We start from the raw sequence: 23,713 nt of genomic DNA on the forward strand, positions 1-23,713 counted from the left end.
CAGCGACCCGCAACGCACCCGCAAACCTCCCTGACAGCGTCCCCGCAAGCGTCCCAATCCCTCGGACGTGGTCTCGACGGATCGGTCTCGCGGGAATTGGCCGCCCGCAATTCCCTTAAGAGTCGGCCGCGAGTGACCGGTATGAACGGATCGAGCGGCGCCGACCGCAGCGCGGCCGTCTCCCGCGCGACCGCGGAGACGGATATCGACGTGACGCTGACGATCGACGGGGACGGGGACGGCGAGATCGACACCGGGATCGGCTTCTTCGACCACATGTTGACGGCCTTCGCCACGCACGGACTGTTCGATCTGACCGTCCGCTGTGACGGGGACGTCCACATCGACGACCACCACACCGTCGAGGACGTGGCGATCTGTCTGGGCGAGGCGTTCGCGGCGGCGCTGGGCGATAAGCGCGGGATCCGCCGGTACGCCGACCGTCGCGTCCCGCTCGACGAGGCGGTCGCGTCGGTGGTCGTCGACGTCTCGGGGCGACCCTACTACGAGTTCGCGGGCGAGTTCTCACAGGACTCGGTCGGGGAGTTCACGAGCGTGATGGCCGACCACTTCGCGATGTCGCTGGCGCACAACGCCGACCTGACGCTGCACGCCGAGGTCGTCCGCGGCGAGAACGCCCACCACGAGGTGGAGGCGCTGTTCAAGGCGCTCGCGCGCGCGCTCGACGACGCGACCCGGCTCGACGAGCGGCGCTCGGACACCCCGAGCACGAAGGGCGACTTATAAGTGATGTTCGACGAGATCCTCGGCAAGTTCGAGGGGTCGCCGAGCCAGCAGGCGGTGATCCGCCTGCTCTTAGAGCGCGGGTTCTCCGTCAACGAGGACGGGCGCGTGGTCTCGGGCGGGATCGAGATCCCCTACACCGGGATCGCGCGCGAGCTGGACGTGGACCGTCGCGTCGTCGACTCCACGACCGACGCGATCCGGGAGGACCCGGAGCTGCGGCGCATCTTCGCGAACATCTCCTCGATCGCGAGCCTGATGGACCTCGCGCCAGTGCTCGAGTTGACCGTCCTCACCGTCGAGGTGGCCGCGGCGGACGAGTCCGGGATCGTCGCGGAGGTGTCCGGGCTCATCGCCGAGCACGGGCTCACGATCCGGCAGATCATCAGCGACGACCCGGAGTTCGCTGCCGACCCGAAGCTCTACGTGATCCTCGACGACGACGTGCCGGGCGAGCTGCTCGTGGCGATCCGGGAGCTCCCCTACGTGCGCCGCGTCGAGTTCTGAGCCGGCGGAGACGGGAAGCACGCCACGAATACGGGAATCAATACGGCCGTGAACCGCGCATACCGTTAATACGGCTCGCGCCCGTATGGACGGTATGAGCACCGAGGTACGGCTAAACCGGCTCCGAACCGTCATCGACGCGCTCGACTACCCGATCGAACGAACCGACGCGCGCGAGGAACTGTCCGACGTGACGCTCCTGTACGCCGACGGGAGGGAGTCGCTGGCTGCGGTCGTCGACCGGTCGAACGACGAGGTCTTCCGATCGATGGAGGACCTCGAGGCCGCGGTCTTCGGAAACGTGCCGGTCGAAGCGGTCGGCGAACCGGGACAGTCGGACGGCGACGCCTAGTACAGCCGATTTCGCGTCCATTTTGTGGGGTTACCTGCCGTGAACCAGCGGCGGTGATCGTGAGACGTCTCCGCATATTTCACTTTCACCCACCTGTTAACGTGGGTTTATATGGGAGAGCGAACAAGCGGGGAGTACATGCCCGAAGACGAACTCGAAGACCTCCCAGGCGTCGGCCCCGCGACCGCGGACAAGCTCGTTGACACCGGCTACGAGAGCTACCAGAGCATCGCGGTCGCCAGTCCCGGGGAGCTGTCGAACACCGCCGACATCGGCTCCTCGACCGCCTCGGACATCATCAACGCCGCGCGGGAGGCCGCCGACGTCGGCGGCTTCGAGACCGGCGCGGCCGTCCTCGAGCGTCGCGAGCAGATCGGCAAGCTCTCCTGGCAGATCGACGAGGTCGACGAGCTGCTCGGCGGCGGCGTCGAGACGCAGTCGATCACCGAGGTCTACGGCGAGTTCGGCGCCGGGAAATCGCAGGTGACCCACCAGCTCGCGGTGAACGTCCAGCTGCCCCGCGAGCACGGCGGACTCGACGGCGGCTGCATCTTCGTCGACACCGAGGACACGTTCCGACCCGAGCGGATCGACGATATGGTCCGCGGGCTCGACGACGAGATCCTCGAGACCGAACTCGAACGCCGCGAGATCGAGGGAACGCCGAACAGCGACGAGGCGCTGACCGAACTCACCGAGGCGTTCCTCGATCGGATCCACGTCGCGAAGGCGTTCAACTCCAACCACCAGATCCTGCTGGCCGAGAAGGCCAAGGAACTGGCGGGCGAACACGAGGAGAGCGAGTGGCCGATCCGGCTCGTCTGCGTGGACTCGCTGACGGCCCACTTCCGCGCCGAGTACGTCGGCCGGGGCGAGCTCGCCGAGCGCCAGCAGAAGCTGAACAAACACCTCCACGACCTGATGCGGATCGGCGACCTATACAACACGTCGATCCTCGTCACCAACCAGGTTGCCTCGAACCCCGACTCCTACTTCGGCGACCCGACCCAGCCGATCGGCGGCAACATCCTCGGCCACACCTCCACGTTCCGGATCTACCTGCGCAAGTCGAAGGGCGACAAGCGGATCGTCCGGCTCGTCGACGCGCCGAACCTCGCCGACGGCGAGGCCGTGATGCGCGTCCAGGACGCCGGCCTCAAACCGGAATAAGACGGCCCGGCAGGACACGACGAACGTCGGTCACACACCACTCACGCGAGCCGACACCGTCGTTTGTAACGATTCCCGCGACACCGTCGTTTGCACCGATCTCCGCGGCGGCGACTCACGAGGAGCGCGCGCGAGCGTTTCGGGCGTATATACCACTCATCCGACAAAACGATCGTCAAGTTGTTCGGCAACATTTGTAACGGAACTGCCGAGAATACGTCCTTATATTGGCCTAATTCGATTGTATATCTGACGAACGTCTACTGACACCCATATATTGTGCTATTTTTCAACTCCACGATTTATATACCTCCATCTACCCCAATCGGAACGTGATTTCGAACACGAACGCGAAGGAAACGGTTGGAATAGTTCACGATCGTAAACAATCTTCCCACGATGGGGCGGTGATCGCCTGATGGTGGGCGCGGGTCTCCTCGCGCAGGTCGATCCCTCGGTGATCGCCGAGGGCGTGAACCTGCTGTGGGTCGCGGTCGTCTGTTTCCTGATCTTCTTCATGCACGCCGGCTTCGCGATGCTGGAGGCGGGGCAGGTGCGCGCGAAGAACGTGGCGAACCAGCTGACGAAGAACCTGCTGACCTGGAGCGTCGGCATCCTGGTCTACTTCCTGATCGGGTTCGGCGTCGAGGCCGTCGCGGGCGGCAGCGGCGTCTCGATGGAGACGTTCACGGCCGCGATGACCGCGCCCGACGGCGCGTGGGTCAACAGCTGGCTGTTCGGCGCCGTCTTCGCGATGACGGCGGCGACGATCGTCTCCGGCGCGGTCGCCGGCCGCGCGAAGCTCCGCGCGTACGTCGGCTACACGATCGTGTTATCGGCGGTCATCTACCCGGTCGTGGCGGGGATGTCCTGGTACGGCGGCGGCCTCCTGGCGGGACTCGGCTTCACGGACTTCGCCGGCGGGATGGTCGTCCACGGGATGGGCGGGATCGCCGGCCTCACGGCCGCGTACGTGATCGGCCCGCGGATGGACCGCTACGCCGACGACGGCTCCACGAACGTCATTCCCGGTCACTCGATGACGTTCGCGGTCCTGGGAACGCTCGTCCTCGCGTTCGGCTGGTACGGCTTCAACGTCGGCACGACCGCGACCGTCTTCGCGGTCGAGAACGGCGAGCTGACGCTCGGCGGCTTCGGGGTCGTCGGTCGCGTCGCGCTCACGACGACGCTCGGGATGGCCGCCGGGGGCATCGGCGCGGCGCTCGGGGCGCTCGCGCTCACGAAGAAGGTCGACACCCTCTACGTCGCCAACGGGCTGCTTGCGGGGCTCGTCGGCGTCACCGGGATCGTCGACCTCGTCACCTGGTGGGGCGCCATCGCGGTCGCGCTGATCTGCGGCCTCCAGCTCCCGTTCGTCTTCGAGTTCGTCTCGGACACGCTGCAGATCGACGACGTCTGTGCGGTCTTCCCGGTCCACGGCTCCGCCGGCGTCATCGGGATCCTGGCGCTGCCGTTCGTCCACGTGAACGGCTTCTCGGTCGACCTGCTCGTCTCGCAGGTGGTCGGAACCGCCGTGATCACGGTCTGGACGGTCGCGGCGACCGCGGCGGTCTTCGGCGCCTTCAAGGCGGCCGGGCAGGCCCGCGTTTCGCTTGAACACGAGCGTGAGGGGCTCGACGTCTCCGAGCACGGCGTCGACACCTACCCCGAGTTCGGCAAGCCGATCGCCGCCGACGGCTCCGGAACCAGCGTCCGTGCCGACGGCGGCGAGGAGGCAGGCTCGGAGATCAAGATGGTTACGGCGATCGTCCGCCCCGAGAAGCTCGGCGACATCAAGACGGCGCTCGCGGGAGTCGGCGCACCCTCGCTGACGGTCACGAACGTCTCCGGCCGCGGCTCCCAGCCGGCCAAGACGGGCCAGTGGCGCGGCGAGGAGTACGTCGTCGACCTCCACCAGAAGGTGAAGGTCGAGTGCGTCGTCGCCGACGTCCCGGCCGACGAGGTCGCGAACGCGATCCGCGAGGCCGCAAGCACCGGCGAGCCCGGCGACGGGAAGGTCTTCGTCCTGCCCGTCGAGGACGCGCTGCAGGTGCGCACCGGCACGGCCGGTCCAGAGGCGGTGTAAGCCGCCGAGAGAGTCCGAATCGGTCCGATCCTCTGGCGGGCTTTTTTTAAGTAGTTACCCTATCCCTTTTAAGCAGTTACCCTATCCCTTTTAAGCAGTTACCCTATCCCTTTTAAGCAGCTACCGGAAGTGACGTCCTCACCCGCCCGCGTCACTCCTCGGCGTCGAGCCGGTCCCGAACCAGCGGCGAGTCGGACGTCGTACATTCGGGCCGGCCACAGACGCCGGCATCGGCGCCGGCACGTTCCACGCCCGGGGAGAGGCGGTCGATCGACCAGTCGGCGTCGTGACCGTGGGTTCGCCGGTGGTCCTCGAGGGCGGTCCGCGCTCGGCGAAGGGACGGAAACGTCTCCGTGAACGAGCAGGAATCGCAGTCGACCGTCACGCGGGCGGTGGCCATACGGGATCGATGGGGACCGGCAGCCAAAACGATCGTGGTGTAAATGGATCCGGACGAGCACGCTCCGAACGAACGTGGGGCGAACCGACCGCGCTCCGAACGGAACCCCTTTTTCACCTCCCGGTCGAAGGGGGGCGTATGAATAACGACCGCTCGCGCGCGCTGTACGACCGCGCGCTCTCGGTGCTTCCCGGCGGGGTGAACTCCTCGGTGCGGGCGACGCTGCCGCACCCGGTGTTCGTCGACCGCGGCGACGGCGGCCACGTGATCGACGCGGACGGAAACCGGTACGTCGACTGGGTGATGGGCTACGGGCCGCTGTTGTACGGTCACGACGTCCCCGAGCCGGTGACGGCGGCGATCCAGTCCGCGGCGGCCGACGGCCCGATGTACGGCGTCCCGACCGAGGTCGAGGTCGAACACGCCGAGTTCATCGCGCGTCACGTCCCGAGCGTCGAGCAGGTACGGTTCGTCAACTCCGGCACGGAGGCGACCGTCTCCGCGGTCCGACTGGCCCGGGGCCACACCGGTCGCGACAAGATCGTGGTGATGCAGGGCGGCTACCACGGCGCCCAGGAGTCGACGCTCGTCGAGGGCGAACCCGGCTCGCAGGCGCCCTCCACCGCGGGCGTTCCCGACGAGTTCGCCGAACACACCCTCCCGGTGCCGTTCAACGACCCGGAGGCCGCACGCGAGGTCTTCGCCGAACACGGCGAGAACATCGCCGCGGTGCTCGTCGAACCGATCCTCGCGAACTCCGGGATCGTGATGCCGGTCGACGGCTATCACGAGACGCTGCGCGAACTGTGTGACGAGCACGGCTCGCTACTCGTCTTCGACGAGGTGATCACCGGTTTCCGCGTCGGCGGGCTGGGCTGTGCACAAGGGAAACTCGGCGTCACTCCCGATCTCACCACGTTCGGGAAGATCGTCGGCGGCGGGTTCCCGGTCGGCGCGATCGGTGGCCGCGCGGACGTGATGGAGGGGTTCACCCCGGCGGGCGACGTCTTCCAGGCGGGGACCTTCTCGGGCCACCCGGTGGCGATGGCGGCCGGAAAGGCCTACCTGGAGTACGCGGCCGAACACGACGTCTACGAGCACGTCAACGGGCTCGGCGAGAAGCTCCGCGCCGGGATCACCGACATCTGCGCCGACCAGGCGCCGACGTACACGGTCGTCGGGACGGACTCGCTTTTCAAGACGATCTTCACGCGCGAGGGGCCCAGCGGCGAGGACCTCGAGGCGTGCTGTTCGGCGGGGTGTACCCAGGATCCCGACTGTCCGCGGTACGACTACTGTCCGAAGACGGGCGCCGACGTCGCCAGCGCCGAGACCGACCGCTGGGAGCGCGTCTTCCGCCAGGAGATGAAAGAGCAGGGGATCCTTCTGACCGGCAACCAGTTCGAGAGCCAGTTCGTCTCGTACGCCCACACCGAGGCGGACGTCGAGGAGACCCTCGAGGCGTACAAACACGCGCTCTAGAGCCCGGAAACGCGCGATCTCGGATCCGCAACTCGCGATCGCGCGTACGGCGGTCGCCGCCGCGCCGGCGGACGAGCGTGCCGCGACACGACGCGACCGAAATTGGTGGCCTTTTCACCGCCGGGACCGTCGGTTCGAGTATGACACGATCGCTTCGACTCGCGACCCGCGGATCCGACCTCGCCGTGAAACAGGCGGCGACGGTCGCGGACGCGCTCGCGACCAGGCGCCGGGAGGTCGAGACCCGAACGGTCGAGACCCGCGGCGACCAGATCCCGGACGCGCTCATCCACGAGCTCGGGAAGACGGGCGCGTTCGTCCGGTCGCTGGACGAGGAGGTGCTCGCCGGCGACGCCGACCTCGCGGTCCACTCGCTGAAGGACGTCCCGACGGAGGGGCTCGACGACCTCGTCATCGCGGGCATCCCCGAACGCGGGCCGGCCGGCGACGTCCTCGTGACGCCCGGCGGACGTGACCTGGCCGACCTCGAGCCGGGATCGACGATCGGGACCGCCTCGCTGCGCCGCACCGCGGAGATCAAGGCCACCCGACCGGACCTCGAGGTGGAACCGATCCGCGGCAACGTCGACACGCGGATCGAGAAGCTGCTCGCGCCGGGCCTCCAGCGCGAACACGAGGCCCGGATGGAGGCCCGCTCGGAGCGAAAGGGCGACGCCGAGGGCGACGAAAACGCGGCAGCGGACGATGAGGACGGCCGCGAGTTCGAGGCGACCGTCGAGGAGTGGTTCGACTCGCTCTCCGAGTTGGAGCGCGGGGCGATGGAACGGGAGGTCGAGACCGAATACGACGGGCTGGTGCTCGCGGAGGCCGGGCTCGCACGGTCCGGCCTGCTCGAGGAGGTCCCGACCGTGCGGCTCGAGCGCACCGAGTTCGTTCCGGCGGCCGGCCAGGGCGCGATCGCCGTCGTCGCGGCGGACCCGGACGTGATCGATGCGATCCGCTCGGCCGTCGACCATCCACGGACGCGCGTGGAGACGACCGTGGAGCGGACGATCCTCGCGGAGCTGGGCGGCGGCTGTATCGCCCCGATCGGCATCAACGCGATCGTACAGGGGTCGTACGTGCACACGACCGTCCGCGTGCTCTCGCGGGACGGGACCGAGGAGGTGGCCGAAACGCGGGACCTCGACATCGAGCGGTACGGACAGGACGCGCGGACGTTCGGCCGCGATCTCGCCGACCGGGGTGCCGACGAGCTGATCGAACGCGCGCGCAAACGGAGCGACGAGGATGACTGAGGACGAGGCGGGGACGTCTGCGGACGAGGCGGGGACGTCTGCGGACGAGATCCCGACCGACGTTCCCGATGAGGCGCCCGGCAAGGTGTACCTCGTCGGCTCGGGTCCGGGCGATCCGGAGCTGCTGACGGTGCGGGCCAAGCGGCTCCTCGAGACGGCCGACGTCGTGCTCCACGACAAGCTGCCGGGCCCGGAGATCATCGAGTCGATCCCCGAGGAGAAGCGCGAGGACGTCGGCAAACGGGCCGACGGCGAGTGGACGCCCCAGGAGTACACCAACCGCCGGCTGGTCGAGCTCGCCCGCGAGGGGAGGACGGTCGTACGGCTGAAGGGCGGCGACCCCTTCGTGTTCGGCCGCGGCGGCGAGGAGCTCGAGCACCTCGCGGCGGCCGGCGTGCCGGTCGAGGTCGTTCCGGGCATCACCTCGGCGATCGCCGGGGCCGGCGTGGCCGGGATCCCCGTAACCCACCGGGATCACGCCTCCTCGGTGTCGTTCGTGACGGGCCACGAGGACCCGACGAAGGAGGACTCGGCGGTCGACTGGGAGGCGCTTGCGGCCACCGGCGGAACGATCGTCGTGTTGATGGGCGTCGGCAAGCTGCCGGAGTACGTCGCCGAACTCCGGAGCGCGGGGATGGCCCCCGAGACGCCCGTGGCGCTCGTCGAGCGCGCGACGTGGCCGGACATGCGCGTGGCCACCGGGACCCTCGAGACGATCGTGTCGGTCCGCGACGAGGCGGGGATCGAGCCGCCGGCGATCACGGTGATCGGCGAGGTCGCCGCAAGCCGGGACCGCGTGATCGACGCCCTCGAGAACGCCAACGCGGCGCCGGTCGGAAACGACAACGCGACGCCGGTCGGAACCGAAACCGAGCGGGAACGGGGGGCTCAGCGATGAGCCGGCAGGTGCGCGTCGCCGTCTTCCGCCCGGACGACGATCGGATCGACGGCGCGTCCGAGCTGTTGGCGTCGCTGGGGGCCGAGCCGGTACCCGATCCGATGCTTGCCGTGGAGCCGACCGGCGAGACGCCGGGGGAGGCGCCCTACGTCGTCCTCACGAGCAAGACCGGGGTCGAGCTTGCCGCGGAGCGTGGCTGGGCGCCGCCCGCGGAAACGACGCTCGTCGCGATCGGCCCCGCGACCGCGGCGGCAGCCAGGAAGGCGGGCTGGACCGTCGATCTGATCCCCGAGGAGTACACCTCCCAGGGACTCGTCGACCTGCTCGCCGGCCGGATCGCCGAGGAAAGCGAGGGGACCGAAGGCACGACGAACGACGGCGTCGCGATCGAGGTCGCACGCTCGGACCACGGCAGCGCGGTCCTCACCGAGGGGCTCGCGGATGCGGGAGCCGACGTCCACGAGACGGTGCTCTACCGGCTCGTCCGCCCCGAGGAAGCCGGCCGGTCGACCGAGCTGGCCGCCGACGGAGAGCTGGAGGCCGTCGCGTTCACCTCCTCGCTGACCGTCGAGCACTTCCTCGAGGCCGCCGCCGAGCGCGGGGTCGAGGACGCTGCGCGGGCGGGACTCTCGGACGCCGTCGTCGGAACCATCGGCGACCCGACCCGGGAGACGGCCACGGCACACGGGATCGACGTCGACGTCGTTCCCGAGGAGGCGACCTTCGAGTCGCTCGCGACTGCGGTCGTCGAGCGCGCGGCGCCGAGCCACCGCGGCGAGTGAACGTCTCGGCGCGGGAGCGACGCGGAGCTGGTCCGAAACGCGACCGGGCCTCACTCCCCGTTTGTAACCCGGTCGTCGAACGTCGCCCACGCGTCGGGAAACGCCTCGAGCCGTGCCGCCGACAGCGTGTACAGCGCGTACTCCCGGTCCAGCCTGACCGTTCGGTCCTCCTCGATCCAGCTGTGTATCCGGTCGTCCGTCGAGGCGATCCGGGACCGTTCGGCCGCGATGAAATCGCCGCCGACGGTCGGATCGGCGGCCGAGACGGGAAGCTCCTCGAGCGCCGCGACCGCCGACTCGCGGGCCGACCGAACCGTCTCGGGCGTCGCCTCGCGGTGTCCTCCCTCCTCGATGGTCGTTCGAACGCGATCGAGTGCCCGCCGGTTGACGTCGAGCTCGAGGGCGGTCGCAAGCGACCGGCCGAGTCGGCGCTGCTCCTCGAACAGGGTTTCGTGCAGGTGCGAAACCACCCGGACGCCATCGAGCATCAGCTCCCGGGCCGGGCGCGCGTCGGTCTCGATCAACTCGCGGGGATCGCTCGTCTCGTCGGTTGGATACTCGGCCGCCCGAAGGTCCTCGCGGGCGGTTTCGAGCGCCTCCGTGAACCGCCCCTCGTAGTCGGTGGGCGAGTCGTCGCCGGCACCAGCGTCGCCGGCATCAGCATCGTCGCCGGCATCGTCGCCGTCGGCCTCGGCACGCTCGCGGTGGCGCGCCGACAGGTGATCGAGGGCTGCCAGCCGCGAGACGGCGCGTTCGACCTGCCCGGCCAGCTCGCCGACCCACAGCGCGTGCCCCTCGGGCGCGGCGTGGTGATGCGTGGGGCGATCGAGATCGGTGCGGGCGCGATCGAGGAGACTCTCGAGGCGGACGGCGGTCAGCAGGGTTCGATGCGGGTCGACTCCCGCATAGGTGAGCGCGTCCGCACCGGTCGCGAGTCGATCGCGTGCCGCGGAGTGGGCATCCTCGACCGCGGACCGCCGCTCCGTCGTCGATCCGACGGCGGCGACCGCCTCGGCGGCGCTCCGGGCGCTCCCGCGGGGGCCGTGTGACTCCGCCAGCGCGCGAGCGGCGGTCGGCGCGTCCGTGACGTCCTCGAGGCCACGAGCAGCCCGGTCGCGAAACCGCTCGATCTCCCGGCGAGCGGCGCCGTTCGGGACGTCGGCTGCGGTGAGCGGGTCCGGAACGTCGGCCAGCAGCGCGTCGATGCGGTCGGCCGTCCCGGCGACCGCCTCCGTGCTCGGCTGGACCGGTTCCGGCTGCGGCGGCGTCTCGATGGCGGACTCGACCGTCCCCTCCAGCGCCGCGGTATCGTACGTCGGGCGAGCGTCCTCGCCGCGGTCGAGGACGTCAAGACAGCCGGCCGACGCGAGCGTCAGCCCGGCACCGATCGCTCCGAGAACCGACCGACGTGACCGGTTCACGCGTCGCCACCTCCGCTCGGTCCGGCCGAGTCGACCGATTCGAATCGGCAGTTCGAGCTGGTTCCGAGCCCCATCCCGGAGGGTGACGTCTCGTAGGGCTGCGGGACGCGCAGCGCGGTCACGAGCAGGTGGCGGTCGTCCACCTCGCAGGCCGCGTCCGCCGGCCGAAGCCGACGACAGCGGCTGGCGTGAAACGCGTCGTCCTCGAGCTCGACGTACTCGGTCGAGAGCGCGTCACAGGCCGGGATCGGTTCCTGGATCAGAACGGCCGACTCGGACTCGAAGTCGGTCGCGGCCAGGAAGGACCGGAGGTCGTCGACGCCTTCGGGTTCACGGTCGAACCGCAGTCGGTCGAGGTGGGCATCCTCGAGGATGAACCACATCCGGTTCCGGAGCCCCCGGTTCTCGAGATCCGGCGTCGGGGTGGCGGTGGAGGCACCCGGGTCGGTCGTCTCCACACCGCCGTCCGGATCCGCCGGATCGAACCCGAACGGGATGATCGGATCGAGCGACGTGTCGCGAAGCGTCTCGACCGCGAAGTCGGTCGTGGCCGATTCGGGCGGATACGAGGGGTCGTCGTTGACGGTCCGGCTCGTGGAGGTGCTCCCGTCGAGACACCCGGCCGCGGCGCTCGCCAGGAGGGCGGCGCCCGCGGCGAGGAGGGATCGCCGGGACCGGTGGAGGGCGGGCATACAACCGGCTGGTCGGTGCCACACCAAATAGGTTGGGAACCGGCCCGACTCGCGACGACCACTTTTAGTCGATGGCGCCGACAGGGGCGGTATGAGCGACGAGCGGGATCGAAACGACGACGAAGCCCCGTCGCAGTCCGCGGATCCGGCCGAGAAGCCGTCCCGATACGCGGACCCGGACGAGAACCCTTACGTACGGGACCCGCCGACCGAGTTCGCGGACGTCGCCGGACTCGATGCGTCGACGGCCCGGGAGCAGGCCGATCGCCTCCGTGCGGCGATCCGCGAACACGATTACCGATACTACGTCGAGGCGGACCCGATCGTCTCGGACGCGACCTACGACGCGCTCTTCGACCGGCTCCTGGCCCTCGAGGAGGCGTTCGACCTCCGGACCGCGGACTCCCCGACCCAGCGCGTCGGCGGGGAGCCGGTCGACCACCTCGAGGCAGTCGAGCACGCCGCGCCGATGCTCTCCATCGACCAGACGACCGACTCCGACGACGTTCGGGAGTTCGACGAGCGCGTGCGGCGGGAGCTCGCGGAGGCGGGGTTCGATGACGTCGACGCCGATGCCGATGCCGGGGGCCTCGAGTACGTCTGCGAGCCCAAGTTCGACGGTCTCTCTGTCGAGATCGTCTACGAGGACGGCGAATACGTTCGCGCGGCGACCCGGGGTGACGGGACGACCGGCGACGACGTGACCGAGCAGGTGGCGACGATCCGTGCGGTCCCGGGCCGGCTCCGCGGAGCGCCTGCCGACGTTCCGTCGACGCTCGCCGTCCGCGGGGAGGTCTACATTCCGCGTGACGCCTTTCAGGAGCTGAACCGCGAGCGCCAGGAGCGCGGCGAGGAGCCGTTCGCGAACCCCCGGAACGCCGCGGCCGGAACGCTGCGACAGCTCGACCCCTCGGTCGTCGCCGACCGGCCGCTCAGCGTCTTCTTCTTCGACGTCCTCGAGTGGACCGACCCCGGGATCGAACGGCCGACGACCCACTGGGCGGAACTCGACGCGCTCGAGGGCTTCGGGCTGCGCCGGAACGACCGAGCCGAGATCGTGACCGACGTCGAGGACGCGATCGACTACCGCGACCGGACCGCCGCGGTCCGCGACGATCTCGAGTACGAGATCGACGGGATCGTGATCAAGGTGAACGATCTGGTGGCGTGTGAATCGCTCGGGACCACGTCCCGCTCGTACCGCTGGGCGTTCGCCTACAAGTTCCCGCCGCGGACCGAGACGACGACGATCGAGGAGATCGTCGTTCAGGTCGGGCGGACGGGGCGGTTGACGCCGGTCGCCCTCCTCGACCCGGTCGACGTCGGCGGCGTCACGGTCTCGCGGGCGACGCTGCACAACCCCGCCGAGATCGAGACGCTGAACGTGAACGTGGGGGATCACGTCCGGGTGTATCGCGCCGGCGACGTCATCCCGTACGTCCCGGCGGTCGTCGAGAAGCGGTCCGACGGCCCCTACGAGTTCCCGAAGACCTGCCCGGTCTGTGACTCGCCGGTCGAACGCGACGGCCCGCTGGCGTACTGCACCGGTGGACTCGGCTGTCCGGCCCAGCTCGAGCGCGCGATCGAACACTGGGCGCGACGCGACGCGCTCGACATCGAAGGGGTGGGTCCCGAAACGGTCGAGCAGCTCCGGGCGGCGGGACTGGTCGAGTCGTTGCCGGATCTCTACCGACTCGATCGTGAGGAGCTCGCGGCGCTGGAGGGTTTCGGCGAGACGAGCGCCGAAAACCTCCTCGCGGAGCTGGACGCGAGCAAAAACCCGCCGCTGCCGGAGTTCCTTGCCGCCCTCGGGATCCCGGACGTGGGCGCTGCGACCGCCCGGAACCTCGCCGAGCGGTTCGGCACGCTCGATGCGCTCCTGGAGGCGTCCGAGGATGACCTCCAGGCCGTCGCGGACGTCGGCGAAACCGTCGCCGGCGAGATCCGGGAGTTCCTCGACGGAGAGCGAAACCGCGAGACGATCGCCGAGCTCCGCGAGCTGGGCGTGGATCCCGAACCGTACGAAAGCGAGGCCGGCGACGCGGAGCTCGACGGACTCACGTTCGTGTTCACGGGCGCGCTGTCGGTCCCGCGAAGCGAGGCGCGGACGGTCATCGAGCGCCACGGCGGTACCGCGACCGGGAGCGTCTCCGGCAACACGGACTACCTCGTGGTCGGGGACGACCCCGGCCGGAGCAAACGGCGGGACGCCGAGGACCACGGCGTCGAAACGATCGACGAGGCGGGTCTTGCGGACCTCCTGGCCGACCACGGGATCGAGTGGCCCCCGGGATCGTGAGCGCAGCGAACACCCTCCCCGTCTCGCGAGCGCAGCGAACACCCTCCCCGTCTCGCGAGCGCAGCGAACACCCACAACCCTTTATCCGAACGGGCGGAACCGGGGCGTATGACAGCCATCGAGCTCTCCGGGGTGACGAAACGGTTCGGGGAGTTGACAGCGGTCGACGACCTCGACCTCGCGGTGGAGGAGGGCGACGTGTTCGGCTTCCTCGGCCCGAACGGGGCGGGCAAGTCGACGACGATCAACGTCCTGTTGGATTTCGTCCGGCCGACGTCGGGGTCGGTCCGCGTTCTGGGCCACGACGCCCAGCGGGACGGCGTCGCGGTGCGGGAGCGGACCGGAGTGCTCCCGGAGGGGTTCGACGTCTACGACCGGCTGACCGGACGGCAGCATATCGAGTTCGCGGTCGAGTCGAAGGACGTGGACGACGACCCGGACGCGATCCTCGATCGGGTGGGGATCGCCGGAGACGGCGGCCGAAAGGCCGGCGGCTACTCGAAGGGGATGCGCCAGCGGCTGGCGCTCGGGATGGCGCTCGTGGGCGATCCGGACCTGCTGATCCTCGACGAGCCGTCGTCGGGGCTCGACCCAGCCGGCGCGAAGGAGATGCGTGAGATCGTCCGCGAGGAGGCCGCGGACGGGACGACCGTCTTCTTCTCCTCGCACGTGCTCGGACAGGTCGAGGCCGTCTGTGACCGCGTCGGGATCCTCCGCGACGGCCGACTCGTGGCCGAGGACTCGATCGACGGCCTGCGGGAGGCCGTCGGCGGCGACGAGACGCTCATCGTCACCGTCGACGCGGCCACGACCGAGGACCTCGAGGGCGTTCGCGCGATCGACGGCGTCGCCAGCGCCGAGACGGACGGCGGGACCGTCCGCGTGAGCTGTGACAGCGGCGTGAAGACGGACGTGATCGGCGCTCTCGAGGGGGCCGGGGTGACGGTGCAGGACTTCACGACCCAGGAGGCCTCGCTGGAGGACCTGTTCATCGCCTACACCGAGGGGGAGGTGGCCGAATGAGCTACCGCGCGGTCGCCCGCAAGGACTTCCGGGACGCGGTCAGATCCCGGTGGATCTGGGTGCTCTCGGCGCTGTTCATCGTGGTGTTCGCCGGGCCGGCTCTGCTGCGGTTCACGCTCGGGATCGGACTCGGCGACACCAACGAGGCGACCGGGATCACGGTGCTTTTCATCCAGTTCATGAAGGAGGGGACCGCGATACTCGTGCCGATCATCGCGATCGTCGTCGGCTACGCGTCGATCACGCGCGAGCGCGAGAGCGGCACGTTGAAGCTCCTGTTGTCGCTGCCGCACTCCCGTGGAGACGTCGTGCTCGGGAAGGTGCTCGGCCGGTCGGCGGTCGTCGCGCTGCCGATCGCGATCGGCTTCCTCGTGGCCGGAATCGTCCTGATCCCGGCCACGAGCGGGGGGGCCGTGAGCCGGTTCGTCGCGTTCGCCCTGTTGACGGTCGTGCTCGGCGTCGTCTTCGTCGGACTGGCGGTGGGGATCTCGGCGGCCTCCGAGACCGACCGGCAGGCGATGGTCGGATCGGTCGGGCTGTTCCTGCTCACCAGCCTCTTTTGGGGGACCGCATCGGGCCGGATCGCCTCGGCGCTCAACGAGTACGCCGGCGTGAGCGTCCAACAGCAGTACCTGGTCGAGCTCGGGCTCAAGGTCGTCAACCCGGTGGCGGCCTACAAGACGCTGGTCGACTCGCTGGTCTACGCGAGCCAGATGGAGGCCCGCCAGCAGCTGTTCGGGTTCTTCCTCTTTTTCGACCCGGCGGCGGCCGAGGCGCTCGGCGACGAGTTGCCCGTCGTCTTCACCGACCCGGTGATCGCCGCGCTGCTCGCGTCGTGGTTCGTCGTGCCGGTGTACATCGGAATGACGGTCTTCGAGCGCGTGGACCTGTAGCGGACGGCGTCAGGCCCCACCGCCAGCGGACGGCCCCACCGCCAGCGGACGGCGCCAGCACCGCACCGACCGCGTCGTGGGTGACGGTCGGACCGGCACGAAAGCCCTATTTCGGACGGCCCCCATCAGTCGACAGTGCCGACGTTCCGCTACCCGTGTCCCGGCTGTCACACGACGAACAGCCTCCACGAGGTCGACTGCGAGTTCGAGGGTGTCGACTGGCCGCGGATCGAGCGGGCCTACACCGACCTGTTGGCGGTGCTTACCCGGGAGCCGGAGGGGATCACGGAGCCGGAGCTTCGCGCCGCGGTCCCCGACGACTGGTCGGGCATCCACGCGGCCGCGCTCGGGCTGTTGGAGCGCGAACAGCGGGTCGTCCGCGATGACGGCGAGGAGGGGCCGCTCCGGCTGTTGACCGCCGCGGAGTTCAAGGAGCGCGTCTCGGAGCCGACGCGGGAGCCGATGCGGACGATCTACGTGCGTGGGTCGGTGCCGGGCTGTCACGACAACGCGGTCTTCGCGATGATCGCGTGGTACGAGATGGTCGGGCTCTCCTGGAGCGAAACGAAGGAACACGTGATCGACTGGCTGGAGACCTCCGGCGCGTGGGACCGAGGTGGTTTCGAGGAGTCCTCGCCCGCGGAGCTCGTCGAGAGCAAGCGCCACGTCTACGACGCCGGCTACGGCTGGAAGGAGAAGGCGCAGGCCGCCAAACGCGTGATCGAGCGGCACGGGTGAAGCGCGAGGGGAGGGGCCAGCGGCGAGGACCGGGACGGGACCACGACCGCGACAGCTTTAGCACGCCGCCGGTCCTCCCGCGGGTATGGTCGGGGTTGCGACGCTGCCGTGGCCGGCGATCGGGTCGGTAGCCGCCGGAATCGGCAGCCTCGCGCTGATCCGATACGTGCTCGACCATCGCGGAACGCCCGGTGCGAACTGGTTCATCGCGGTGCTGCTCGCCCAGGCGGTCTGGTGTCTCGGCTACGGGGCCGGCCTGTTCGTCTTCGATCCCCGATCGCGACTGGCGTTCGAGGCGGTCGTCTGGCTCGGGATCGTCTGGACCGGGCTCACGTTTCTGGCGTTCGCGCTCGAGTACACCGGCCGCGGGGACGTCGTTCGCGGGACGGGCTACGGCGCGTTCGCCGCCTTCGGGGTCGTGACAACGGTGCTGACCGTGACGAACCCGCTTCACGGCGCGATGTGGTCCGGGTTCGGTCTCGACCCGGTCCTCGGCGTCGCGACGGTCACGTACGCGATCGGCGCGTGGGGCTATCTGACGCTCGGCGTCGCGACGCTGTCGGTCGTGGGCGCCGTAGTCCTGCTCGTCGACACGCTGCTGAGCTACGGGCCGCTGTATCGGCGGGAGGCCGCCGCCGTCGCGCTGAGTTCGATCCCGCCGGGGATCGCCCTGTTGGCGTGGGCGTTCGGTGTCGGTCCGGTGCCCCAGCTCAACCTGGCACCCGTGATGTTCCTTCCGCACGTCGCGCTCGACGCGTACGCGTTCGGGCGGGCCGACCTCTTCGAGCGGAATCCGACGACGATCCGGACGGCCGAGCGGACCGCGATCGACGACCTGGCCGACCCGATCGCGATCGTCGACCTGGACGAGCGGGTCGTCCGACTGAACGCCGCCGCCGCCGCGACCTTCGGGGGTGCCGACGGGTCGCCGCTGGACCGGCAGTTGACGGCGGTCGTGGGCGCCGACGTCGACCTCACAAGCGCTGCTGAAGGCGGGACGATCGAGCACCGGGTCGGCGGCCGGGACCGGACGTTCGCGGTGTCGGTGTCTCGACTTCGTGACCCGGCGGAAACGCACGTGGGATACACCGTGGTGTTCACCGACGTCACCGAGCAGGAGCGGCGGCGCCAGCAGCTCGAGGTGCTCAACCGGATCCTGCGCCACAACCTCCGGAACGACGCCGGGGTGGTCCACGGGTACGCGGAGCTGCTCGTCGGCCGCGTGGACGCGGACGACCGCCGGATGGCCGACGCGATCGAGCGGCGCGCCGGCGCCCTCGCGGCGCTGGGCGAGAAGGCCCGCACCGTCGAGACGCTGATCGACGGCGAGCCGTCACGCCGGCTCTCGGTCGACGGTCTGGTTCGGTCGGCCGTCGCGGACGTTCGGGACCGGGACCGACTCGACACGGCGGAACTCGACACGGCGGACGTGGGCGTCTCGGTGACGGTGAACGGCCCGGCGAACGATGGGGGTGACGGGACCGCGAACGGCGAAGCGGACGTCAGGATCGAGGGGGAGTTCCGGGAGGCGGCCCTGACGGCGGCGGTGACGAACCTCGTGGAGAACGCGATCCGCCATCACGACGGGAACGGAAGCGAGCGTCCGGACGGCAGTCCGTGGGTCCGCGTGACCGTCGCTCTCGACGGTGACGACGTCGTGGTGACCGTCGCGGACGACGGGCCGGGGATCCCCGACCACGAGCTCGAGACGATCGCGGCCGGGGAGGAGACGGCGCTCGAACACGGGTCGGGGCTGGGGTTGTGGATCGTCCACTGGGCCAGCGACGCCCTCGGCGGGACGGTCACTTATACGGACCGATCGCCGCGGGGGACGCGCGCCGAGCTCCGTCTGCCGGGCGGGAAGGACGATCCGAGGCGGTAAGGCCGGCGATCGGCGGGAAAGAAGGCAGGGACGAAGCGGAAGAGAACGAAGCGATCGAAGTCGTTGGGCGAGCGCGAACCGCGTTACTCGCTCTGGATCCGGGGCGCGAGCATGAACGTCACGTTGCCCAGGCCCTCGGCGAAGGAGTAGTGAAGCTTGACCGGGAACTCCTCGCCGAGCTCGACGACGACCTCGGCGTCCTTGGGAATGGCCTTGTTCATGTCCTTGAGGTAGTCCAGCGAGAACAGCGAGTCGGCGGGACCGGCCGTGAGGTCGATGAGGTCGTCACGCTCCAGTTTCAGATCGACGTCGTCGGTGTCGCCCTCGGCCTCGATCGAGAAGGCCTCGGCGGCCTCGTCGACGCGGAGCCGGATGTGGTCCGAGACCATATCCGCGGCGGTGATGCCGCGGTCGATCTGGGCGCCCTCCAGGACGATCTCCGCAGGGAGGTCGAGCTCGGGGATGTCCGGCTCCTGACGGATCGAGTCCGGATCGATCAGCGCGAGGGTGTAGGAGAGCCCGTCGATCTCGATGTGAAGCTTGCGGGTCTCCTCGTCGAGCTCGAGGTGGACGAGGTCCCCGGAGTTGGCCATCCCGGCGATGTCCTGCAGACGCGCGAGGTTGACGCCGATGACGCCCCCGTCGGCCTCGTAGGACTCGAAGGCGGCGGCCTCAAGCGAGAGGTCCACCATCCCGACGTTCGCGGGGTCGACGGCGCGGATTGCGAGCTCCTCCTCGTTCAGGCGGATCTTGCACTCGTCAACCAACACGCTCACCGAACCGAGCGCGTCCTGGAGCGTCGACGCACTCACGATGGCCTTGAACATATACGGACCGGTACGGCGCAATACCCTAAAAAGACCCGCGATCCGATTAGCATCTTCGCGTGCGCGACGCGTGCGTCGACTCGAGAATCGGAACCGCTCCGACCAGTCGTCGGGGCGGAGCCGCTCCGGTCAGTCGTCGTTCGGGGTCGGCGCCGGCGAGCCGCCGGCGGGCCCGGAAGTTCGCGTCGTCCGCGGGACGTCGATCCCGCCGAGCACCATCGCGAACAGAACGAGCGGCGAGAGGAAACCGAACAGGTAGAACGGCGCGTACTCGAGGGTGGGGACGCCCGTCACCGAGGCCATATACACGCCGCCGGCGTGCCAGGGGAGCAGCGCGCCGGTGGGCGTCCCGGCCGCCTCGACGGCCCGCGAGAGCTGGTCGCCGTCGAGGTCGAACTCGGCGTAGAGGTTCCGCAGCGTCACGCCGGGAAGGACGATGCTCATGTACTGCTGGGCCGTGAGCGCGTTGATGAGGATCGCCGAGACGCCGGTGCCGGCGATCAGGCTGCCGGACTCCTGAACCGCGCCGGTGAGTCCGTGTGCGAGGACGGCGAGGACCCCGGTTCGCTCGAGGACGCCGCCGAGCGACAGCGCGGCGACGACCACGGTGATCGTCCACGCGGAGCCGGTGAGCCCGCCGGCGGCGAGGAGGTCGTTCACCAGGTCGCTGCCCGTCTCCGGGGCCGTCCCGGACATGAAGACCTCCCAGGCGGCGACGAAGCCGGTCCCCTGCAGGAGGATCGCGGTGGCGACCCCGGTGAAGGCGCCGGCGACGAGCGACGGCAGCGCCGGGTGGCCGCGCAGCGCCAGGCCGAAGGTGACCGCGAGGGGGACGAAGACGAGCGGCGAGAGGTGGTAGGTACCCGCCAGTGCCCCCTGGATCTCGGCGAGCCGGTCGGCGGGGATGGTCCCCGCAGCCTGGAGACCGAGAACCCCGAACGCGACGATCGCGATCCCGAACGCGATGGCGGTGCCGAGCCGCATCCGCCGGATGTGGGCGTACAGGTCGGTGTTCGTCACGCCGGCGGCGAGGTTCGTCGTGTCCGACAGCGGCGACTGCTTGTCGCCGGCGTACGCGCCCGAGAGCACCGCGCCGACGGTCATCGGCGCGGGCACGCCGAGCCCGGCGCCGATCCCGACGAAGGCGACGCCGAGGGTCCCGACCGTGGTCCAGGAGGAGCCGATCGAGAAGGCGACGACCGCCGAGAGGACGGCGGCGACCGGAAGGAAGACCGACGGGGTGAGAAACGACAGCCCGTAGTACATCAGCCCGGGGATCGTCCCGGACGCGATCCACGTCGCGATGAGCGCGTAGATGACGAAGAGGATCAACAGCGCCTGAATGCCCATCAGCAGGCCGTTCGAGACGCCCTCGAAGAGCTCCTCCCACTCGTAGCCGAGATAGCGGCCGATCCCGGCGACGAAAACGATGCTCCACAGCAGGGGTGCGTGCGGGTCCAGGCCGAGCACGGCCGACCCGATTCCGAGAAACGCGACCACCGCGAGGACCGGAACGAGCGCGAGCCGGAAGGACGGCCGCCTGTCCGCCGGCAGCTCCTCGTAGGTGGTCGGGGTGAACGCTGGTGCCATTACGCCGTCGTATGTTCTACACGAATTAATACTATTTGGAATATTCCTAGGAAACATACACGGCGGTGACAATCACCACGGTGGTTACCACCACGGTTGATACGACCACAGCCAGGGTACGCAGAACGGTTTTCCGTCCGCACCACGAGCGATACCCAGAGGATGAGCCACGATCGACCGGGGGGACGATCCGAAGACGACCGACCGAACGGAAGGGGAGGTCGGCCGATCAGTGACGAGAACGAGGGACGACGGACCATCGGCCGACGAACGATGCTCGCCACGATCGCGGGTGTGGGGGCCGCCGGAATCGCGGGATGCGGCGCGTTCGAGCGCGGTGACGACGGCGAGACGACGGCGACGAGCGACGAGTGGGCCCGCAGCGTGGCCGAGCGGTTCGCGCCGACGCTGTATTTCGACGTTCACGAGCGCTGGTTCCCGACCGACCCGCGCCAGTATACGCGCGAGGAGGGGGACGCGACGATAGTCGACGGATTCGACGCTCTCGAGGGATATCACAGCCGGTACGACGGGGCGGAGGACCCGCCGAACCCGACGATGTTCTATCACGTCCGCGAATACGCCGACTCGCCGCTCGCCGTTGTGCAGTTCTGGTACTACGCCGCCTTCGATCAGTTCACGACCAACTTCCACTGGCACGACTGGGAGGTGCTCCACGTGTTCGTGGACACGGACACCGAGGAACCACAGCTGTACGTCGCGAGCTCGCACTCACGGGCCGTTCCGAACAACGAGTTCCTCGATCCCGATCCCGGGCGAGCTCCACGGATCCTCTCGGAACTCGGGTCACACTCGAGCGCCCTCTCGGTCAACGAGATCCCGGACCGCTTCCAGCGTCTCTCGACCGACGGACTGCTCGCCGACATCACGAACACGGCGATCGAGGGGATCGAGGACCTCGCGGAGGTCCCGCTGGCCTACGGGCTGCCACGGGACGAGGGGTCGGTGCTGCCGTACGTCGTTCCGGAATACGAGGGAGCGCCGATCTACGAACACGAGGATCTCCCGTCGGTGGGCCGGGAGTCGTTGATCGACGACGTCCTCACGATCCGGTCGCTCGAGGCGATCGAGGAACCGCCGACAACCCTCCCGGAGCGGGAGACCGGACTCGTCTTCGAGTACGGCGAAAGCATGGACGGCGAAACCGGATCGGTCGACGTGGAGTACGAGCTCGTGCCCACCGCGGAGATCGAGCACATCGACGACTTCGTCGGACCGCAGTTGAGCTTCGAGTTCGCCGTTCCCGAGGCGGTCGAGGACGCGATCGCGGGCCACATCTCCACGACGGGAACCCCGTGGAGCCAGCCGCGGTACGAGAACCCCGCGGCGGACATCACGGTGCCGTTCCACCGCCAGGCGCTGGCGGACCGGTACGACGCGATCGGGGACGCGGCGCCGATCAACACCGTCCTCACGCGCGTGACGAGCACGATCGCGGACGACGACGCGCCCGAAAACGAGGGGGTCACGACCACCGAATCGGCGGTCGAATCGGTCGCGCTCCTCGAGAGCGACCCCGTGGCCGTCCCGACGTTCGCCGGCGTCGCCGCGGTGCACGACGTGCCCGAGGGAGACCACCGGCTGACCGTCAACGGCGCCGGGCGGGCCCCCCACAGCGAGCGCGTGACCGTCGCTGGAGGTGGATCGACGACCGCCGCCGGCGTCGAGGGTGAGATCCCGCTCGTCGCGCGCGAGCGCGCCAGGCGGATCTCGGTCAGCGACGAGACGGCGGACATCGAACTGACCCGGGTGGGTCTCGAGGACGACTTCGGGGGACGGCTGTACGACTCCGCCGTCGAGGGATCGGACGCGGTCTACGTCCACGACGGCGGCGCGTACACGGTCGAGTTCCGCGACGCGGACGACGCGGTGGGTGCGTCCCGTGTCAATCCGGATCCGGCTGCCGAATCGGCGATCCGGATCGATCGTCCCGAGACCGGGACCGCGTCGCTCGCCGCCTTCGTGGGCGATGTCGCGGATGAAACGCGGACGGAGATCGCCGCGGTCGAGGACGACCGTGACGATGAGGCGGCTGGCGATACGGACGGCGATGGGACGCCGACCGGCGGGAGTACCGAAAACGCCGGCGGCGGAGACTCCGAAACCGACCGAGACGGCTCCGAGAACGCGGTCGTCGGACTCCGCCGCGCCCTCGAAGCGATCGCCGAGAACGCGCGAGCGGCCGCGACGGAATCGCGGGCCGGAAATCGCGGTGCCGCGGAACAGCGGCTCGAGACGGTTCGCGACCGCCTCGACCGCGCGGTCGAGCGCCTCGAGGCGGCTGGCGATGGCGTTCCCGCGCCGCTGTCACGCGCGACGCGTCGCCGCCTCGACCAGGCGTCGCGGCGGACCGAACAGGCACTGAACTCACGAAAGCCGTGAGGCCCGCGTCACACGACGAAGCGCGCGGCTGCGGGCGGAACGTTCAGGCCCGCTCGATCTCGACGTGCCACTCGTCGGCGGTGACGCGTGTCGTCTCGTAGCGGAATCCGCGCCGCTCGAGGACGTCGTAGAGCGGTTCGGGTTCGAATCCGTTTATCAGCGTCAGCCGCTCCTCGGGACCGAGGTCGGTGAGGGCGTCGTCGATCCGCTCGAACGGCGGAGTCGCTGAGTCGCGGACGTCGAGACGGGTGGTGTGTGCGCTCAT

The 23,713-nt window shown here is 69.4% G+C and carries 21 protein-coding genes; 15 read left to right on the forward strand and 6 right to left on the reverse strand.

Going from position 1 to position 23,713, the window contains the following annotated elements:
• Positions 1 to 141 precede the first annotated feature (141 nt).
• From hisB to CPZ00_RS07070, 5 genes are all read left to right on the forward strand, one after another.
• On the forward strand, positions 142 to 747 hold the full coding sequence (gene hisB, locus CPZ00_RS07050; protein ID WP_096390255.1) for an imidazoleglycerol-phosphate dehydratase HisB: 606 nt from the start codon (positions 142 to 144) through the stop codon (positions 745 to 747).
• A 3-nt stretch (positions 748 to 750) separates the two neighbouring features.
• Positions 751 to 1,251, forward strand: coding sequence for an amino acid-binding protein (locus CPZ00_RS07055; protein ID WP_096390256.1), 501 nt, complete (start codon positions 751 to 753; stop codon positions 1,249 to 1,251).
• Positions 1,252 to 1,345: 94 nt separating this feature from the next.
• Positions 1,346 to 1,603, forward strand: a complete 258-nt coding sequence (locus tag CPZ00_RS07060; RefSeq protein ID WP_199243404.1) for a DUF5789 family protein — start codon at positions 1,346 to 1,348, stop codon at positions 1,601 to 1,603.
• Positions 1,604 to 1,741: 138 nt separating this feature from the next.
• Positions 1,742 to 2,773, forward strand: a complete 1,032-nt coding sequence (radA, locus tag CPZ00_RS07065) for a DNA repair and recombination protein RadA (RefSeq protein ID WP_096390258.1) — start codon at positions 1,742 to 1,744, stop codon at positions 2,771 to 2,773.
• Between the two features lie 418 nt (positions 2,774 to 3,191).
• Entirely contained in the window at positions 3,192 to 4,859 is a 1,668-nt protein-coding gene (locus CPZ00_RS07070) for an ammonium transporter (protein WP_096390259.1), read from the forward strand.
• 151 nt (positions 4,860 to 5,010) lie between these two features.
• Here CPZ00_RS07070 and CPZ00_RS07075 read toward each other — a convergent pair whose 3' ends face one another.
• Positions 5,011 to 5,259, reverse strand: a complete 249-nt coding sequence (locus tag CPZ00_RS07075) for a DUF7542 family protein (RefSeq protein WP_096390260.1) — start codon at positions 5,257 to 5,259, stop codon at positions 5,011 to 5,013.
• 138 nt (positions 5,260 to 5,397) lie between these two features.
• Here CPZ00_RS07075 and hemL point away from each other — a divergent pair, with 138 nt between their 5' ends.
• From hemL to CPZ00_RS07095, 4 genes are all read left to right on the forward strand, one after another.
• The gene (hemL, locus tag CPZ00_RS07080) at positions 5,398 to 6,741 is read left to right on the forward strand and encodes a glutamate-1-semialdehyde 2,1-aminomutase (RefSeq protein WP_096390261.1); all 1,344 of its coding nucleotides are present in this window, start codon (positions 5,398 to 5,400) and stop codon (positions 6,739 to 6,741) included.
• Between the two features lie 140 nt (positions 6,742 to 6,881).
• Positions 6,882 to 8,000 carry a hydroxymethylbilane synthase gene (hemC, locus tag CPZ00_RS07085; RefSeq protein ID WP_096390262.1) on the forward strand — a complete coding sequence of 373 codons (1,119 nt, stop codon included), beginning with the start codon at positions 6,882 to 6,884 and terminating at the stop codon, positions 7,998 to 8,000.
• Positions 7,993 to 8,898: a uroporphyrinogen-III C-methyltransferase gene (gene cobA, locus CPZ00_RS07090; RefSeq protein WP_096390263.1), complete on the forward strand. Its 906-nt coding sequence runs from the start codon at positions 7,993 to 7,995 to the stop codon at positions 8,896 to 8,898. Before hemC ends, cobA begins: the two co-directional genes overlap by 8 nt.
• Positions 8,895 to 9,680: a uroporphyrinogen-III synthase gene (locus tag CPZ00_RS07095; protein ID WP_096390264.1), complete on the forward strand. Its 786-nt coding sequence runs from the start codon at positions 8,895 to 8,897 to the stop codon at positions 9,678 to 9,680. The genes cobA and CPZ00_RS07095 overlap by 4 nt, the downstream gene beginning before the upstream one ends.
• 50 nt (positions 9,681 to 9,730) lie before the next feature.
• Here the strand turns inward: CPZ00_RS07095 and CPZ00_RS07100 are convergent, their stop codons facing one another.
• Together CPZ00_RS07100 and CPZ00_RS07105 are read right to left on the reverse strand one after the other, a co-directional pair.
• A complete protein-coding gene (locus CPZ00_RS07100; RefSeq protein WP_096390265.1) occupies positions 9,731 to 11,101 on the reverse strand; it encodes a hypothetical protein in 1,371 nt (456 codons plus the stop codon).
• Positions 11,098 to 11,793, reverse strand: coding sequence for a hypothetical protein (locus CPZ00_RS07105; RefSeq protein WP_096390266.1), 696 nt, complete (start codon positions 11,791 to 11,793; stop codon positions 11,098 to 11,100). The genes CPZ00_RS07100 and CPZ00_RS07105 overlap by 4 nt, the downstream gene beginning before the upstream one ends.
• Positions 11,794 to 11,884: 91 nt before the next feature.
• Between CPZ00_RS07105 and ligA the strand changes: the two genes are divergently transcribed.
• The 5 genes from ligA (at position 11,885) to CPZ00_RS07130 (ending at position 18,628) form a co-directional block, all read left to right on the forward strand.
• On the forward strand, positions 11,885 to 14,092 hold the full coding sequence (ligA, locus tag CPZ00_RS07110; RefSeq protein WP_096390267.1) for an NAD-dependent DNA ligase LigA: 2,208 nt from the start codon (positions 11,885 to 11,887) through the stop codon (positions 14,090 to 14,092).
• 108 nt (positions 14,093 to 14,200) lie between these two features.
• Positions 14,201 to 15,115 carry an ABC transporter ATP-binding protein gene (locus CPZ00_RS07115; protein ID WP_096390268.1) on the forward strand — a complete coding sequence of 305 codons (915 nt, stop codon included), beginning with the start codon at positions 14,201 to 14,203 and terminating at the stop codon, positions 15,113 to 15,115.
• Positions 15,112 to 16,008, forward strand: a complete 897-nt coding sequence (locus tag CPZ00_RS07120; protein WP_096390269.1) for an ABC transporter permease subunit — start codon at positions 15,112 to 15,114, stop codon at positions 16,006 to 16,008. Before CPZ00_RS07115 ends, CPZ00_RS07120 begins: the two co-directional genes overlap by 4 nt.
• 135 nt (positions 16,009 to 16,143) lie before the next feature.
• Positions 16,144 to 16,746, forward strand: coding sequence for a DUF7474 family protein (locus CPZ00_RS07125; RefSeq protein WP_096390270.1), 603 nt, complete (start codon positions 16,144 to 16,146; stop codon positions 16,744 to 16,746).
• Positions 16,747 to 16,831: 85 nt separating this feature from the next.
• Positions 16,832 to 18,628 carry a histidine kinase N-terminal 7TM domain-containing protein gene (locus tag CPZ00_RS07130; protein ID WP_096390271.1) on the forward strand — a complete coding sequence of 599 codons (1,797 nt, stop codon included), beginning with the start codon at positions 16,832 to 16,834 and terminating at the stop codon, positions 18,626 to 18,628.
• Positions 18,629 to 18,711: 83 nt separating this feature from the next.
• On the opposite strand, the gene CPZ00_RS07135 is transcribed toward CPZ00_RS07130, so the two are convergent.
• Both CPZ00_RS07135 and arcD read right to left on the reverse strand, forming a co-directional pair.
• The gene (locus tag CPZ00_RS07135; RefSeq protein WP_096390272.1) at positions 18,712 to 19,455 is read right to left on the reverse strand and encodes a DNA polymerase sliding clamp; all 744 of its coding nucleotides are present in this window, start codon (positions 19,453 to 19,455) and stop codon (positions 18,712 to 18,714) included.
• 129 nt (positions 19,456 to 19,584) lie between these two features.
• Positions 19,585 to 21,045 (reverse strand): arginine/ornithine antiporter ArcD, encoded by a 1,461-nt coding sequence (gene arcD / locus CPZ00_RS07140; RefSeq protein ID WP_096390273.1) that lies wholly within the window; start codon positions 21,043 to 21,045, stop codon positions 19,585 to 19,587.
• A gap of 273 nt (positions 21,046 to 21,318) precedes the next feature.
• On the opposite strand from arcD, the gene CPZ00_RS07145 reads away from it, so the two are divergent.
• Entirely contained in the window at positions 21,319 to 23,448 is a 2,130-nt protein-coding gene (locus tag CPZ00_RS07145; RefSeq protein ID WP_096391630.1) for a hypothetical protein, read from the forward strand.
• 43 nt (positions 23,449 to 23,491) lie between these two features.
• Here CPZ00_RS07145 and CPZ00_RS07150 read toward each other — a convergent pair whose 3' ends face one another.
• A complete protein-coding gene (locus CPZ00_RS07150; protein WP_096390274.1) occupies positions 23,492 to 23,713 on the reverse strand; it encodes a DUF2249 domain-containing protein in 222 nt (73 codons plus the stop codon).

Source organism: Halopenitus persicus, from assembly GCF_002355635.1.
In the GTDB taxonomy this organism is placed as follows: Archaea; Halobacteriota; Halobacteria; order Halobacteriales; family Haloferacaceae; genus Halopenitus; species Halopenitus persicus_A.

Coding starts and splice junctions, on each gene's coding strand:
- CPZ00_RS07150 (WP_096390274.1), bottom strand. CDS start 23,713: ATGAGCGCACACACCACCCGTCTCGACGTCCGCGACTCAGCGACTCCG.
- hisB (WP_096390255.1), top strand. CDS start 142: ATGAACGGATCGAGCGGCGCCGACCGCAGCGCGGCCGTCTCCCGCGCG.
- CPZ00_RS07135 (WP_096390272.1), bottom strand. CDS start 19,455: ATGTTCAAGGCCATCGTGAGTGCGTCGACGCTCCAGGACGCGCTCGGT.
- CPZ00_RS07055 (WP_096390256.1), top strand. CDS start 751: ATGTTCGACGAGATCCTCGGCAAGTTCGAGGGGTCGCCGAGCCAGCAG.
- ligA (WP_096390267.1), top strand. CDS start 11,885: ATGAGCGACGAGCGGGATCGAAACGACGACGAAGCCCCGTCGCAGTCC.
- CPZ00_RS07060 (WP_199243404.1), top strand. CDS start 1,346: ATGAGCACCGAGGTACGGCTAAACCGGCTCCGAACCGTCATCGACGCG.
- CPZ00_RS07130 (WP_096390271.1), top strand. CDS start 16,832: ATGGTCGGGGTTGCGACGCTGCCGTGGCCGGCGATCGGGTCGGTAGCC.
- hemC (WP_096390262.1), top strand. CDS start 6,882: ATGACACGATCGCTTCGACTCGCGACCCGCGGATCCGACCTCGCCGTG.
- CPZ00_RS07145 (WP_096391630.1), top strand. CDS start 21,319: ATGCTCGCCACGATCGCGGGTGTGGGGGCCGCCGGAATCGCGGGATGC.
- CPZ00_RS07075 (WP_096390260.1), bottom strand. CDS start 5,259: ATGGCCACCGCCCGCGTGACGGTCGACTGCGATTCCTGCTCGTTCACG.
- CPZ00_RS07070 (WP_096390259.1), top strand. CDS start 3,192: ATGGTGGGCGCGGGTCTCCTCGCGCAGGTCGATCCCTCGGTGATCGCC.
- CPZ00_RS07115 (WP_096390268.1), top strand. CDS start 14,201: ATGACAGCCATCGAGCTCTCCGGGGTGACGAAACGGTTCGGGGAGTTG.
- CPZ00_RS07105 (WP_096390266.1), bottom strand. CDS start 11,793: ATGCCCGCCCTCCACCGGTCCCGGCGATCCCTCCTCGCCGCGGGCGCC.
- CPZ00_RS07120 (WP_096390269.1), top strand. CDS start 15,112: ATGAGCTACCGCGCGGTCGCCCGCAAGGACTTCCGGGACGCGGTCAGA.
- arcD (WP_096390273.1), bottom strand. CDS start 21,045: ATGGCACCAGCGTTCACCCCGACCACCTACGAGGAGCTGCCGGCGGAC.
- radA (WP_096390258.1), top strand. CDS start 1,742: ATGCCCGAAGACGAACTCGAAGACCTCCCAGGCGTCGGCCCCGCGACC.
- CPZ00_RS07095 (WP_096390264.1), top strand. CDS start 8,895: ATGAGCCGGCAGGTGCGCGTCGCCGTCTTCCGCCCGGACGACGATCGG.
- hemL (WP_096390261.1), top strand. CDS start 5,398: ATGAATAACGACCGCTCGCGCGCGCTGTACGACCGCGCGCTCTCGGTG.
- cobA (WP_096390263.1), top strand. CDS start 7,993: ATGACTGAGGACGAGGCGGGGACGTCTGCGGACGAGGCGGGGACGTCT.